General features: G+C 70.5%; 12 protein-coding genes. 8 read left to right on the top strand and 4 right to left on the bottom strand.

What is annotated here, in order from left to right:
• Positions 1 to 17 precede the first annotated feature (17 nt).
• The 4 genes from AC0680_RS27110 to AC0680_RS27095 all read left to right on the top strand — a co-directional run bounded on the left by AC0680_RS27110 (position 18) and on the right by AC0680_RS27095 (position 5,159).
• Positions 18 to 725 carry an SCO2322 family protein gene (locus AC0680_RS27110; RefSeq protein WP_478633761.1) on the top strand — a complete coding sequence of 236 codons (708 nt, stop codon included), beginning with the start codon at positions 18 to 20 and terminating at the stop codon, positions 723 to 725.
• Complete coding sequence (locus AC0680_RS27105; protein WP_478633505.1) at positions 722 to 2,131, top strand: energy-coupling factor transporter transmembrane component T; 1,410 nt, start codon at positions 722 to 724, stop codon at positions 2,129 to 2,131. Before AC0680_RS27110 ends, AC0680_RS27105 begins: the two co-directional genes overlap by 4 nt.
• Positions 2,128 to 4,101, top strand: a complete 1,974-nt coding sequence (locus tag AC0680_RS27100) for an ABC transporter ATP-binding protein (protein WP_478633503.1) — start codon at positions 2,128 to 2,130, stop codon at positions 4,099 to 4,101. The genes AC0680_RS27105 and AC0680_RS27100 overlap by 4 nt, the downstream gene beginning before the upstream one ends.
• Before the next feature lie 146 nt (positions 4,102 to 4,247).
• Positions 4,248 to 5,159 (top strand): ECF transporter S component, encoded by a 912-nt coding sequence (locus AC0680_RS27095; RefSeq protein WP_478633760.1) that lies wholly within the window; start codon positions 4,248 to 4,250, stop codon positions 5,157 to 5,159.
• Between the two features lie 71 nt (positions 5,160 to 5,230).
• Here AC0680_RS27095 and AC0680_RS27090 read toward each other — a convergent pair whose 3' ends face one another.
• Together AC0680_RS27090 and AC0680_RS27085 are read right to left on the bottom strand one after the other, a co-directional pair.
• Positions 5,231 to 6,649: an alpha/beta hydrolase family protein gene (locus AC0680_RS27090; RefSeq protein ID WP_478633500.1), complete on the bottom strand. Its 1,419-nt coding sequence runs from the start codon at positions 6,647 to 6,649 to the stop codon at positions 5,231 to 5,233.
• A 214-nt stretch (positions 6,650 to 6,863) separates the two neighbouring features.
• Complete coding sequence (locus AC0680_RS27085) at positions 6,864 to 8,033, bottom strand: steroid 3-ketoacyl-CoA thiolase (protein ID WP_478633498.1); 1,170 nt, start codon at positions 8,031 to 8,033, stop codon at positions 6,864 to 6,866.
• Between the two features lie 250 nt (positions 8,034 to 8,283).
• Here AC0680_RS27085 and AC0680_RS27080 point away from each other — a divergent pair, with 250 nt between their 5' ends.
• The 4 genes from AC0680_RS27080 to AC0680_RS27065 all read left to right on the top strand — a co-directional run bounded on the left by AC0680_RS27080 (position 8,284) and on the right by AC0680_RS27065 (position 12,010).
• A complete protein-coding gene (locus AC0680_RS27080; protein ID WP_478633495.1) occupies positions 8,284 to 9,516 on the top strand; it encodes a cytochrome P450 in 1,233 nt (410 codons plus the stop codon).
• A 567-nt stretch (positions 9,517 to 10,083) separates the two neighbouring features.
• A complete protein-coding gene (locus AC0680_RS27075; RefSeq protein ID WP_478633492.1) occupies positions 10,084 to 10,704 on the top strand; it encodes a DUF6230 family protein in 621 nt (206 codons plus the stop codon).
• The gene (locus AC0680_RS27070; protein ID WP_478633489.1) at positions 10,695 to 11,060 is read left to right on the top strand and encodes a DUF6114 domain-containing protein; all 366 of its coding nucleotides are present in this window, start codon (positions 10,695 to 10,697) and stop codon (positions 11,058 to 11,060) included. Before AC0680_RS27075 ends, AC0680_RS27070 begins: the two co-directional genes overlap by 10 nt.
• 257 nt (positions 11,061 to 11,317) lie before the next feature.
• A complete protein-coding gene (locus AC0680_RS27065; RefSeq protein ID WP_478633758.1) occupies positions 11,318 to 12,010 on the top strand; it encodes a hypothetical protein in 693 nt (230 codons plus the stop codon).
• Positions 12,011 to 12,065: 55 nt separating this feature from the next.
• On the opposite strand, the gene AC0680_RS27060 is transcribed toward AC0680_RS27065, so the two are convergent.
• On the bottom strand, positions 12,066 to 12,401 hold the full coding sequence (locus AC0680_RS27060; RefSeq protein WP_478633486.1) for a hypothetical protein: 336 nt from the start codon (positions 12,399 to 12,401) through the stop codon (positions 12,066 to 12,068).
• An 8-nt stretch (positions 12,402 to 12,409) separates the two neighbouring features.
• The coding region (locus tag AC0680_RS27055; RefSeq protein ID WP_478633484.1) for a cbb3-type cytochrome c oxidase subunit I at positions 12,410 to 12,991 on the bottom strand (582 nt) is incomplete at its 5' end.

The following is a 12,991-nucleotide window of genomic DNA, read 5'->3' as shown; positions in this document are numbered from 1 at the left end:
GGCAGCTGCTGCAGCCGATGCGGCGCACCCGGATCGCCGGCGTGCTGCTGCTGGCCGGCGCGGCCAGCGGGCTGGCCACCGGGCCGGCTCACGCGCAGGAGTACCGCTACTGGTCCTTCTGGGACGGCGGGCGCGGCGGCTCCTGGGCCTACGCCACCCAGGGGCCGGCAACCGCACGCCCGGCCGATGGCTCGGTCGAGGGCTTCCGCTTCACCGTCAGCGCCGACTCCGCCGCGGCCGGCAAGCCGCGCGCAGCCGCCGACTTCGACGCGATCTGCCGCGATACGCCCGCCAGGGACGGCCGCAAGCGGATCGGCATCGTCATCGACTTCGGCACCGGGGCGGACGCTCCCGACGGCGAGCGGCCGCCGAAGGCCCGGACGGAGTGCGCCCAGGTGGCCGAGGACGCCTCGGCGGGCGAGGCACTGGCCGCGGTCGCCCGGTCGCTGCGCTATGACCCCAATGCACTGCTGTGCGCCATCGCCGGCTACCCGGAGTCGGGGTGCGCGGAGCAGGTGAGCGGGTCGGGCGGGGCCAAGGAGTCCGCCGACCCGGAGAAGTCCGCCGGCCGACGGGGTGCGGACGGGGCGGAGAGTACGGACGGGTCGAAGGGGACCGGCTCCGGGGGTGGCGGCGGGCCGTCCGCCGGGCTGCTCGGCGGTGTCGCGGCGGTCGTCGTACTGGGTGCGGCGGCCGTGTGGCAGGCGCGCCGTCGGCGCGGATGAGCGCCCCGCAGGCGACCCGTACCACCGCGCTGCACGCCGGCGCCTGGTGGCTGTGGGCCCTCGGCCTGGCCACCGCGGCATCCCGCACCACCAACCCGCTGCTGCTGGGGCTGCTGGTGGGCGTGGCCGGCTATGTCGTCGCGGCGCGGCGTACGGACGCGCCCTGGGCCCGCTCGTACGGCGCGTTCGTCAAGCTCGGCCTCGTCGTGATCGCCGTTCGGCTGGCCTTCGCCTTCGTCCTCGGCTCCCCCATTCCCGGTACGCACACCCTCGTCACGCTGCCCGAAGTGCCGCTGCCCGACTGGGCGAAGGGCGTCCGGATCGGCGGCCGGGTCACGGCGGAGGGCATGGTCTTCGCGCTCTACGACGGGCTGAAGCTGGCCACCCTCCTCATCTGCATGGGCGCCGCCAACGCACTGGCCAACCCCTCGCGGTTGCTGAAATCCCTGCCCGGCGCGCTGTACGAGGCGGGGGTGGCAGTCGTCGTCGCCATGACCTTCGCACCGAACCTGGTCGCCGACGTCCAGCGGCTGCGCGCCGCCCGACGGCTGCGCGGCCGCCCCGACCGCGGCTTCAAGGCACTGCTCCAGGTAGGCGTACCGGTGCTGGAGGGCGCGCTGGAGCGCTCGGTCGCTCTGGCCGCGGCCATGGACGCCCGCGGCTACGGCCGCAGCGCCCAAGTGCCTCGCGCCGTACGTCATCTCACCTCCGCCCTCACCCTCGGCGGCCTCCTCGGCATCTGCGCCGGCACCTACGGCCTGCTCGGCGGCGCCGGCGCCGGCTACGGTCTGCCGCTGCTCCTCGCCGGGCTGGCCGCCGCCCTCGCCGGCCTGTGGCTCGGCGGGCGCCGCTCCCTGCGCACCCGCTACCGCCCCGAACGCTGGGGCCTGCGGGCCTGGCTCGTCGCGGGCTCCGGCATCGCGGTGGCCACCCTGATGATCTGGGCGAACGCCTACGCACCGGCTGCCCTCCACCCGCCCGCCGTCCCCCTCACCACCCCTGTGCTTCCGCTCTGGCCGGCGGCGTCCGTGCTCCTGGGACTGCTCCCCGCGGTGGTGGCCCCCCTCCCCAGGCCGACGGATCGGGTGCGGCGCGGAACCCGGCCGGAGGGCACGAGGGAGCGCGGCAGCCGATCCGGGCACGAGGACCGCTCGAGCGGAGGTACGGCCCGTACGGGCAGGGGTACAGACCGCACGGGCCGTCCCGATACGGACCGTACGAGCACGGGCCACGACGGCGGCGACCTCCGCCGTGACCGCGGCCGCGGTCACAGCCACGGCCGGGACCAGGACCAGGACCAGGGCCAGGACCAGGGCCAGGAGCGTGGTCCTCGTGACGGCCACGGCGGGGGCCGCAGCCACCCCGACGACGATTCCCCTCCGTACAAGAAGGAGCCGACCCAGTGATCCGGTTCGAGCAGGTGTCGGTCACCTACGGCGACGCCGCGGCACCCGCTGTCCAGGGCATCGACCTGACCGTCCCCGAAGGTGAACTGTGCCTCCTGGTCGGCCCGTCCGGCGTCGGCAAGTCCACCGTCCTGAACGCCGTCTGCGGACTGGTCCCCCACTTCACCGGCGGCACCCTGCACGGACGCGTCACCGTCGACGGCCGCGACACCCGCACCCACAAGCCCCGCGAACTCGCCGACGTCGTCGGCACCGTGGGCCAGGACCCGCTGGCGCACTTCGTCACCGACACCGTCGAGGACGAACTCGCCTACGGTATGGAATCCCTCGGGCTCGCCCCCGGTGTGATGCGCCGCCGCGTCGAGGAAACCCTGGACCTGCTGGGCCTGGCCGACCTGCGCGACCGCGCCATCACCACCCTCTCGGGCGGCCAGATGCAACGGGTGGCGATCGGCTCGGTCCTCACCACCCACCCCAAGGTCCTGGTACTCGACGAGCCGACCTCGGCCCTCGACCCGGCCGCCGCCGAAGAGGTGCTCTCCGTACTCCAGCGCCTGGTCCACGACCTCGGCACGACCGTACTGCTGGCCGAACATCGCCTGGAGCGCGTCGTCCAATACGCCGACCAGGTCATCCTCCTCCCCTCACCCGGCGCCGCCCCCGTGATGGGAACGCCCGCCGACATCATGGCCATCTCCCCCGTCCACCCACCGGTGGTCGCCCTCGGCCGCCTGGCCGACTGGTCTCCCCTCCCTCTCACCGTCCGCGACGCCCGCCGCAAGGCCGCCGCCCTCCGCGAACGCCTGGCGGGAGTGACCCCGCCCGCACCGGGGACGGGCTCCCCCCTGACGGCTCCCTTCCCGGCCCACGGAGCCACACCGCCAGCCGCCGGGCCGGGCGCCGAGGCGGTTGCCGGAGCGAGTTCCGGGACAACGGCCGAGCCGGGTGCCAAGGCGGTTGCCGAGGCAGAGGCCAGGACAGTCACCGGGACGGGCGCCGAGGCGGCGGCCAGGACAGGTACCGGGACGGGGGCCGAGGCAGAGGCCAGGACAGGTACCGGGACGGGCGCCGGGACGGGCGTCGGGACGGGCGTCGGAGCAATGGCCAGGACAGGTGCCGGAACGGGCGCCGGGGCAAAGATCGCTCCGGCGGTCCGAGGCGGTCGCGCCGCACGAATCCCGGACGGTGTTGTCGCACGAGCTGCGAGCGGTGCCGTCGCGGCTGTTTCCGGACTCGGTGTTCGCCGGGGGCAGATGGACGCGTTGTACCGGGTGGATCTGAACGTCCGGGCCGGCGAGACCGTTGCCCTGATGGGACGCAACGGTGCGGGAAAGTCCACACTCCTCGGCACCCTCGTCGGAATGCACCAGCCGTCCGCCGGTACGGTCCGCGTGGGCGGTGCCACTCCTCACCGCACCAGCCCCCGCGCCCTTCTACGGCACGTCGGCCTGGTCCCCCAGGAACCTCGCGACCTGCTCTACGCGGACACCGTCGCCGCCGAGTGCACCATGGCCGACCAGGACGCGGGCGCCTCCGCCGGCAGCTGCCGGGCCCTGGTGACCCAACTGCTGCCCGGTGTTCCGGACTCTGCCCACCCCCGCGATCTGTCCGAGGGCCAACGCCTCGCGCTCGCCCTAGCCGTCGTCCTGACCGCACGTCCTCCGCTGCTCCTCCTCGACGAGCCCACCCGCGGCCTGGACTACGCCGCCAAGGCCCGCCTGATCGAAGTCCTGCGCACCCTGGCCACTGACGGCCACGCCATCATCCTGGCCACTCACGATGTGGAACTCGCCGCCGAGCTGGCGCACCGCGTGGTGATCCTCGCGGACGGTGAGGTCGTCGCCGACGGTCCCACCGACGAGATCGTCGTCTCCTCTCCCTCCTTTGCTCCGCAGGTCGCCAAGGTGCTCGCTCCGTTGCCCTGGCTGACCGTTCCTCAGGTGGCCCACGCTCTGGAGGCCACCGGATGACCTCGCACCCACAGAACCCTGCCGACAGCCAACCTCCCTCCGAATCCGAATCCGAATCCGAATCCGAATCCGACATCGGCATCGGCATCGGCATCGACGTGGGCGTCAGCTCCGACTCCGACGTCAGCGTCGACGTGGGCATGGGCATGGGCATCAGCGCCAACTCCGCCCCCGGCATCGGCACCGGCACCGGCTCCGGGTCCAGCTCCGGCTCCGGCTCCACCCTCCGCACGAACCGTCAGGCCCGGGCAGTACGGCTCGGCCCTCGATCCATCGCCGCACTGGCCCTGGTCTCAGCCATCGGCGTGATGGCTTTCGGATGGCCGCTGCTCGCCGATTCAGCCTCCGGCCTCGCCCATTCCAAGGACGCGCCCTGGCTGTTCGCCGCGCTGCTGCCGATGTTGCTCGCCGTGGTCGTCGCGACCATCGCCGACACCGGCCTGGATGCCAAAGCCATCGCCATGCTCGGCGTACTGGCCGCGGCCGGAGCCGCCATGCGCCCGCTGGGCGCGGGAACGGCCGGAATCGAGCCGATGTTCTTTCTGATGGTGTTGTCGGGCCGGGTGCTCGGGCCCGGATTCGGCTTTGTGCTGGGCTCCGTGGCGATGTTCGCGTCGGCGCTGCTGACCGGCGGAGTCGGGCCATGGATGCCGTTCCAGATGCTGACGATGGGATGGGTGTCGATGGGCGCCGGCCTGCTGCCGGGGCCCGACCGGCTCCGCGGCCGCCGCGAGCTGGCCATGCTCGCCGCCTACGGCGCGGTCTCCGCGGTCCTCTACGGCCTCATCATGAACCTCCAGGGGTGGCCCTACATCGCCGGCATGACGTCGGGGGTCTCCTTCGTCCCGGGCGATCCGCTCGAAGAGAACCTCGCCCGCTATATCGCCTACTGCCTTGCCACCTCCCTCGGCTGGGATCTGCCCCGCGCTCTGGTCACCGTGATCCTCACCTTCACCTTGGGCGGCACCGTCCTCAAAGCGCTGCGCCGCGCCACCCGCCGCGCCGCGTTCGACGTCCCTGTCGCCTTCACCTCTGATCCACCCCGAGGGGCCGCCTGACCTGTACGGCCGCGCCCCGCCTCGCGGGCTGCCCGGGACGCGTGCGGAACCGGGCTCAGCGGGAGACGGGCTCAGCGGGAGACGGGCAAGGAGCGGGCTATCGCAGGCTCCGAGCGCAGGAACGAGGTGTAGTGGTCGGCGTCTGCGCCCTGGTCGACAACCGTGGCCCGAGCACCGTGCCGCGCCAGTTCACGCGCGCAGCTGCGGGGGTTGGCTATCGGTACGTCGCGATCGCCGGTTGCGGAGTAGAGGGTTATCCGGACGCCTCGGCCGGGCTGCCAGTCGCAGGTGCGGTCGTTGGCACGAAGGGATTCCAGCAGGGCGCCGGACGGGTGCTGGAGTTTCTGGAGCCAGGTGTCGGTCAACAGGTCTTCCGGGCGCTCGGGCAGTTTGCCGGCGATGTCCTCCGCCGGGTGGTCACCGTCGAAGAGGTCCTCGACGAGGTCGGCGTAGGGGGCTCGGAACACCTCACTCGGCTCGTTGTAGAGCGGGTGCAGGCGGTTCTGGGCGGTGAGGAAGAAGGAGATGTAGAAAACGGCGGACCGTGGGTCGACTCGGCCGTCGAACATCCCGGGGAGTTCGCTGCCGTCGAGGTCGTAGGGTCCGGCGACCGGGGCGAGTGTTCCAAGGCGGAATCGGGGATCAGCACCGCGGTCCAGCTCACGGCCCAGCGCCATGGTGACCTGCCCGCCCTGTGAGAAGCCGGTGACGGACACCGTGCGATCGAGGGCGGCGCCGAGCTTCGGTGCGGCCGAACGGGCTGCCCGGAGCATGTCCAGGGAGGCCGATGCCGCGGAGTGGGCGTCCATGTACGGGTGGCGGCCGGGACTTGTACCGAGACCCAGGTAGTCGGGGGCGATGGCGGCGCGGCCGGCGGAGGCGTACAGCACCGATACCGCGCGGTCGGGGCCTTCCGCGACCGAGGGTGCATAGCCCCGGTAGGCGAGGGTGCCGTGGGCGTGGATCACGGGCGGGAGGTGACGGTGGCTTTTGCCGAGGGGGAGCGCCAGCAGACCGGACGCGCTGGTGGGGCTGCCATCGGGGGTGATCGTGCGGTAGGTGAGGCGGTATGCGGCGACGCCGTGCCGCGCGGTCTCCGCGTCCAGGCCCGCCTTCTGCGCCTGGCTGATGATCTCGGCTCTGCTCCGCCGGCCCAGAGGCGTGATGGAGAGGACTTTCCCGCGCCAGGTCGCGGTGCGGGACGCGGCGCCGGCACCGGCCGCCTTCGTCTGCTCCTGTCCAGTGGGCTGCGATGCGTAGGCCGAGGAGGTCGCGAGGGCCGGGGTCGTCGTGAGCGCCGCGAGCAGAAGGGCGGCGCCGGCGGCCAGGCCGCGTGAGACGCGACGGCGCCCGCTCGGTCCGCGTGGCGCGTCGGACGAGCACGATGCGCCGGACGCCGATGAGGGTGAAGCCGAAGCCGGCGTTGAGGCTGCAGGTGAAGCGGAAGCCGCAGGTGAATGGGGTGAGGGCTGCTGAGTGCTGTTCGTCATGTCTTCGACGGTACGGAGATGCCGCTCGTCGCAGAATGCGGTTTCCCGTACAACTCACCTGTGGTTTTCCGCAGTTGGGAGCGGCCGGCCGTTCCATCGCGCGCACGGACCTCACCACACCCGCCCACCCCCCGTAAGGGGGGTGGGCGGCGGGGAAAAACAAAAACAGCCACAACCGCTACAACCGCTACAACCGCTACAACCGCTACAACCGCTACAACCGCTGAATGATCGTCCCCGTGGCCAGTGCCCCGCCCGCGCACATCGTGATGAGAGCGAATTCCTTGTCCCTGCGCTCCAGTTCATGGAGGGCGGTGGTGATCAGCCGGGCGCCGGTGGCTCCGACCGGGTGCCCCAGGGCGATGGCGCCTCCGTTGACGTTCACCTTTTCCAGGTCCTGTTCGAAGACCTGCGCCCAGGAGAGCACGACGGAGGCGAAGGCTTCGTTGATCTCGACCAGGTCGATGTCCTTGAGGGACATGCCGGCCTTGCCGAGCACGGCGCGGGTGGCGTCGATCGGGCCGTCCAGGTGGAAGTGCGGATCGGCGCCGACCAGCGCCTGGGCCACGATGCGGGCCCGCGGCTTGAGTTTGAGCGCGCGCGCCATCCGCTTCGACGCCCACATCACCGCGGCGGCGCCGTCGGAGATCTGCGAGGAGTTGCCCGCCGTGTGGACGGCGGTCGGCATCACGGGCTTGAGGCCGCCCAGCGCCTCCATACTGGTGTCGCGCAGGCCCTCGTCGCGGTCGACCAGCCGCCACATGCCCTGACCGGCGGCCTGCTCGTCCTCCGTGGTGGGCACCTGGACGGCGAACGTCTCCCGTTTGAACCGTTCCTCTGCCCAGGCAGCGGCGGCCCGCTCCTGCGAGATCAGACCGAGCGAGTCGACGTTCTCCCGGGTCAGCCCCCGGTTGCGGGCGATGCGTTCGGCCGCCTCGAACTGGTTGGGCAGGTCGACGTTCCACTCGTCGGGCCAGGGCTTGCCGGGGCCGTGCTTGGAGCCGCTGCCGAGCGGCACCCGGGACATCGCCTCGACGCCGCAGCCGATGCCGATGTCGATGACACCGCTCGCGATCATGTTGGCGACCATGTGGTTCGCCTGCTGGGAGGAACCGCACTGGCAGTCGACGGTGGTCGCCGCGGTCTCATACGGAAGGCCCATCGTCAGCCAGGCGTTGCGCGCGGGGTTCATGGACTGTTCGCCGGCGTGGGTCACGGTGCCGCCGACGATCTGTTCGACGCAGTCGGGCTGGATGCCCGTACGCGCGAGGAGTTCGCGGTAGGTCTCGCCCAGGAGGTAGGCGGGGTGGAGGTTGGCGAGCGCACCTTGGCGCTTGCCGATGGGAGTGCGTACTGCTTCGACGATGACGGGTTCCGCGGCCATGACTGACTCGTCCTCTCCTCGCGCCCGCGGGCGTCCCGGCACCCACGGAAGAAGAACTAGTACGCGTTCTAGTTCCGCAAACAGTCTTATGAGCCACCCTCCGGGGCGCAAGAGGCATGCAAGCCCCTTGTCCGCAACGGGAGTCGCCACACCCCTTGCCACTTATGGAACTCGTTACTACCTTCACCGCGACCCCACACCTGATGAGCCGTCAGAAGTCCCGGATGGAACCACGGACCAGGAGTCGCCGATGCCATGCCCAGCGCTGCCCGAGGGGTTCGACTTCACCGACCCCGACGTCTACCAGTCCCGCGTTCCGCTCCCCGAGTTCGCCCAGCTGCGGCAGACCGCGCCCGTGTGGTGGAACGCCCAGCCGCACGGCATCGCCGGCTTCGACGACGACGGCTACTGGGTCGTCACCCGCCATCAGGACGTCAAGGAGGTGTCCACCAAGCCGGACGTCTTCTCCGCGAACCTCAACACCTCGATCATCCGCTTCAACGCGGCCATGACCCGCGACCAGATCGACGTACAGAAGCTGATCATGCTGAACATGGACCCGCCCGAGCACACCAGGGTCCGCCAGATCGTGCAGCGGGGATTCACCCCGCGCTCCATTCGCGCCCTGGAGGAGGCGCTGCGCGATCGGGCGGCCCGGATCGTCGCCGAGGCGCGGGAGAAGGGCACCGGGGACTTCGTCACCGACGTCGCCTGCGAGCTGCCCCTCCAGGCCATCGCCGAACTCATCGGCATCCCCCAGGACGACCGGGCCCGCATCTTCGACTGGTCGAACAAGATGGTCGCGTACGACGACCCGGAACTGGCCATCACCGAAGAGGTCGGCACCAACGCGGCGATGGAGCTGATCTCGTACGCGATGAACCTGGCCGCCGCGCGCAAGGAATGCCCGGCCAAGGACATCGTCAGCCAACTGGTGGCGGCCGAGCACGAGGGGAATCTCGGCTCCGACGAATTCGGCTTCTTCGTGCTGCTGCTGGCGGTCGCCGGCAACGAGACGACCCGGAACGCCATCACGCACGGCATGCACGCCTTCCTCACCCATCCCGACCAATGGGAGCTCTACCGGCGCGAACGCCCCGCGACGGCGGCCGAGGAGATCGTGCGCTGGGCGACGCCGGTGGTCTCCTTCCAGCGCACCGCCACCCAGGACACCGAACTGGGCGGAGCAAAGATCAAGAAGGGTCAGCGGGTCGGACTCTTCTACTCCTCCGCCAACAACGACCCCGAGGTCTTCGACCGCCCCGAGGTCTTCGACATCACGCGTGACCCCAACCTGCACCTGGGCTTCGGGGGCGGCGGGCCACACTTCTGCCTCGGCAAGTCCCTGGCGGTCCTGGAGATCAACCTGATCTTCAACGCCATCGCGGACGCCATGCCGGGCATCTCGCTGGCCGGTGATCCACGGCGGCTGCGCTCGGCATGGCTCAACGGCGTGAAGGAGCTTCAGGTTCGCTACGCGTGAGGGGCCGACGGGCCGATGAGCGGCCGGGCCCCGGTGCGGCCGGCGGGCCGAAAAGACTGACGGGCCGACGGGCGACCGTGGGGTCCACTGCGCCCGGTGGTCGTCGCCGACCACGGGGCGCAGCGGTATGTCCGAAACTGTTCCTCGCTCAACCTTGCCAGTAGCCATGGGCGGACTTACATTCAACTCGCCAGTAACACTTGACGGTTGGCTCGGTTCGCCGGGCTCACGGAGATCGTCCAGTTCACCCCGCTCTCTCAGTTCACCCGGCACACCGCATTGGGGCACGGTGCGGTAGCGCGCCGGGTAGGGCCGCACGTTCTCCCCCCATGGACACACCGGCCCGGTTCGGCACTCACGCGCGTCTTCAGCACCACCCCGTGCCGCGGTGCACCACGCACCACCGGTACCGCGGTACGTCACGCAGCGCCGCGGTACACATAGCACCACGGTGCACCACACCCCGTATCGCGATGCGCCACGACGTACCGCGACGTGACGCATCGACGTCTCTCCCCCCACGTGTTGCGACAGTGCGCTCCACGCTCTTCGAAGGGGACTCACACCATGAAGGACGCACACGGCAGACCTGTCACGGGACGCATCAGCTGGCGGAGGTTCGCCGTGCTGTCCGTCCCGGCCCTCGCCGGCACGGCGGCCCTGGGCATCGCCCTGGCCAACGGGGCACTGGCGGCGTCGTTCGCCGTATCGGGACAGCAGTTCAAGGTGTCCGCGGACGGCCTCAAGGGCGAGGGATTCGCCCAGTACGGCAGTGTCGACACCAACGCCAGGGGGGACCTCCTCCCGGTCGCGGTCACCGCCATCAGGACGGCACAACTGAACAATCTCTGTCAGTCGGTGGTCACTCATCTGCCGGTCATCGGCGACATCTCGCTCAATCTCCATGCCGGTACGGGCAACAAGCCCGTCGAAGCGGCCAATCTGTTCGTGGACGCCACCCAGCTCTCCGGCAACGCGTCCTTCAACAACATCGAGATCGGCCGGGACGCCTCCACCCTGGACAAGGGACCGGCCAGCGCCCAGGGCATGCAGGACCTCTTCGCCCAACAGGCCGACGACGTCAGCATCGGCAGACTGCGGCAGACCGCCTGGGCCACCAACGCGGGGACGTTCAAGCTCTCCGGGCTGAGCATGAAGATCTCCAAGGGCAAGAAGGAATGCTTCTGACCTGGCGGCGCTGGCGGACGGGGCGGCCCTTCTGGGGCGGCCTGGCCGCCCTCGTCGCCGGCGTCGAGATCTGCGCCATCCCTCTGGCGCCACTGAAGGTCATGCTGCAACAGGGCATCGCCGGTATCCCCTCAGTGCTGATGGGGCTGGTGATGATCGTGATGGGGCTCTCGGCGTGGTTCGCGCCGCACTACCGGGGCATCGCGGGCGTACTGACCGTCTTGTGTGCGGCGGCCGCACTGGTGATGTCCAACCTCGGGGGCTTTCTGATCGGCACGGTCATCGGAATTCTCGGCGGTTCGATGATCTTCGCCTGGCAGCCGGTCGTCGGCGAGCACCCGACGTCCGAAACCTGACGGCACTGCCGCACGACCTCATGACCGCTCGAGCGGACGCCCCCCTCCACCGCTCCATTGCCCGCCGCGCGACCGCCTCTCCCGTCCCCTCGCCGGGTAGTCCCGTACGCCGCACTTACCGCGTTCCCCCGTACTCCCCATACCCCCCGCCCTCCACATACCCCCCACGCTCCCCACTCCGCACTCCCGCCCCCTCGGGAAGGAAACGCAAAATGACGATCACGCAGCCCACACAACCCATACAGCTCACGCAGCCCATGCCTCGCGCCGCCCGCCGCACGTCCCGTAGGCGCGCACTGCGGACCGCCGGCACAGGGATCGCCGCATTAGCCGCACTGTCCATCGGTGTACCGGCCTCCGCCGCGACACAGCCCGGCGGGGCTCCGGCAGCCGCCGCGGCCGCCACGACCGTGACCCCCGCGGGCCACGGCTTCACCGCCGCGCTCAGCGGCAAGGCCACCTTCACCGCCGGCTCGGTGACCGTCACCTGTACGGTCTCGACCTCCAGCGGGCAGGTGCCGGACGCGCCCGGCAACCACAACGAAGCCGGGCCGGTGAGCAGTTCCACGACCCCGGCCACCTACAGCTCCTGCACCACGAGCATGCCGGGTGTCAGCGCGACCGTCAGCACGTCCGGCACCTGGGGTGTGGCCATGCAGAACGGGACACCGGTGACCGCCGGACTGACCATTCCCTCCGGCGGATTCGTCCTGCGGACCAGCGGCCTGGCATCCTGCACCGTCACCGCGGCCCCCACCACGGCGGCGACGGTGAACGGCACCTGGACCAATGGCGCGCCGTCCACCCTCGCCTTCACCAATGCGGCGGTGCCGGTGAAGGTGGTGGGCGGTTTCGGCTGCCCGACCAGTGCGACCAGCTCGACGTTCAACGCCACCTACCAGGTCACCGACACCACCGACCCCACGTCCCAGATCACCGTCACCGGCTGAGCGCGGACCGCGCGAGGACCTCGCAGGTACGGCGGGGATAACGCGCGGGGACCGCTCAGCGTGTGGTCAGGCCGACGGCCGCCACGGTCACCAGCACCGCCACGGCCAGCGTGCCGCTGAGGAAAGCGGTGATCAGCCGACGCCTGAGCACCCGATAGACACTCTGGTACTCGGTCCGCAGAGTGGCGCTGCGGACCGCGATGCGCTCCAGATAGGCCCGCGAGGCGTCGCGCTGGTCCCGGCAATAGCGCAGCTCCACTTCCTGCCGCTGGGTTTCGGTGAGCCAGGGCAGGCCGGCGCAGAAGGCAGCCGCGCGGGTTCGGGCACGGTCCTTCTCCGCCTCCCAGAGAAGGTACCCCTCGATCTCATTGATGGCGCGTTCCCTCTGCACGGGCTCATTCATACGCGGGTCCCGATTCCAGTGCCGCGCGCGGCTTCGGAATCCGCCGGGGCCGCGATCTCGCGAGCGATCTCCGGGTGGTGCAGGTCGAACGCCGGGGATTCGGAGCGAATGCGCGGCAGGGTGCGGAAGTTGTGCCGCGGCGGCGGGCAGGACGTCGCCCACTCCAGCGAACGGCCGTAGCCCCACGGGTCGTCGACCTCGATCTTCTTGCCGTACTTCGCCGTCTTCCAGACGTTGTACATGAACGGCAGGAGGGAGAGTCCGAGGACGAAGGAGAAGATGCTGGAGACGGTGTTGAGGGTGGTGAAACCGTCGGCGGCGAGGTAATCGGGGATCCGGCGCAACATGCCCTCGGCGCCGAGCCAGTGCTGGACGAGGAACGTGCCGTGGAAGCCGATGAACAGCGTCCAGAACGTGATCTTGCCGAGCCGCTCGTCCAGCATCTTGCCGGTGAACTTCGGCCACCAGAAGTGGAAGCCGGAAAACATCGCGAAGACGACCGTGCCGAACACGACGTAGTGGAAGTGCGCCACGACGAAGTACGAGTCGGAGATGTGGAAGTCCATCGGCGGCGAGGC

This window comes from Streptomyces sp. NPDC043738 (genome assembly GCF_056436545.1).
This window is presented reverse-complemented; position numbering and strand designations above follow the sequence as displayed.

Coding starts and splice junctions, on each gene's coding strand:
- AC0680_RS27110 (WP_478633761.1), top strand. CDS start 18: ATGCGGCGCACCCGGATCGCCGGCGTGCTGCTGCTGGCCGGCGCGGCC.
- AC0680_RS27105 (WP_478633505.1), top strand. CDS start 722: ATGAGCGCCCCGCAGGCGACCCGTACCACCGCGCTGCACGCCGGCGCC.
- AC0680_RS27095 (WP_478633760.1), top strand. CDS start 4,248: ATGGGCATCAGCGCCAACTCCGCCCCCGGCATCGGCACCGGCACCGGC.
- AC0680_RS27090 (WP_478633500.1), bottom strand. CDS start 6,649: ATGACGAACAGCACTCAGCAGCCCTCACCCCATTCACCTGCGGCTTCC.
- AC0680_RS27085 (WP_478633498.1), bottom strand. CDS start 8,033: ATGGCCGCGGAACCCGTCATCGTCGAAGCAGTACGCACTCCCATCGGC.
- AC0680_RS27080 (WP_478633495.1), top strand. CDS start 8,284: ATGCCATGCCCAGCGCTGCCCGAGGGGTTCGACTTCACCGACCCCGAC.
- AC0680_RS27075 (WP_478633492.1), top strand. CDS start 10,084: ATGAAGGACGCACACGGCAGACCTGTCACGGGACGCATCAGCTGGCGG.
- AC0680_RS27070 (WP_478633489.1), top strand. CDS start 10,695: ATGCTTCTGACCTGGCGGCGCTGGCGGACGGGGCGGCCCTTCTGGGGC.
- AC0680_RS27065 (WP_478633758.1), top strand. CDS start 11,318: ATGCCTCGCGCCGCCCGCCGCACGTCCCGTAGGCGCGCACTGCGGACC.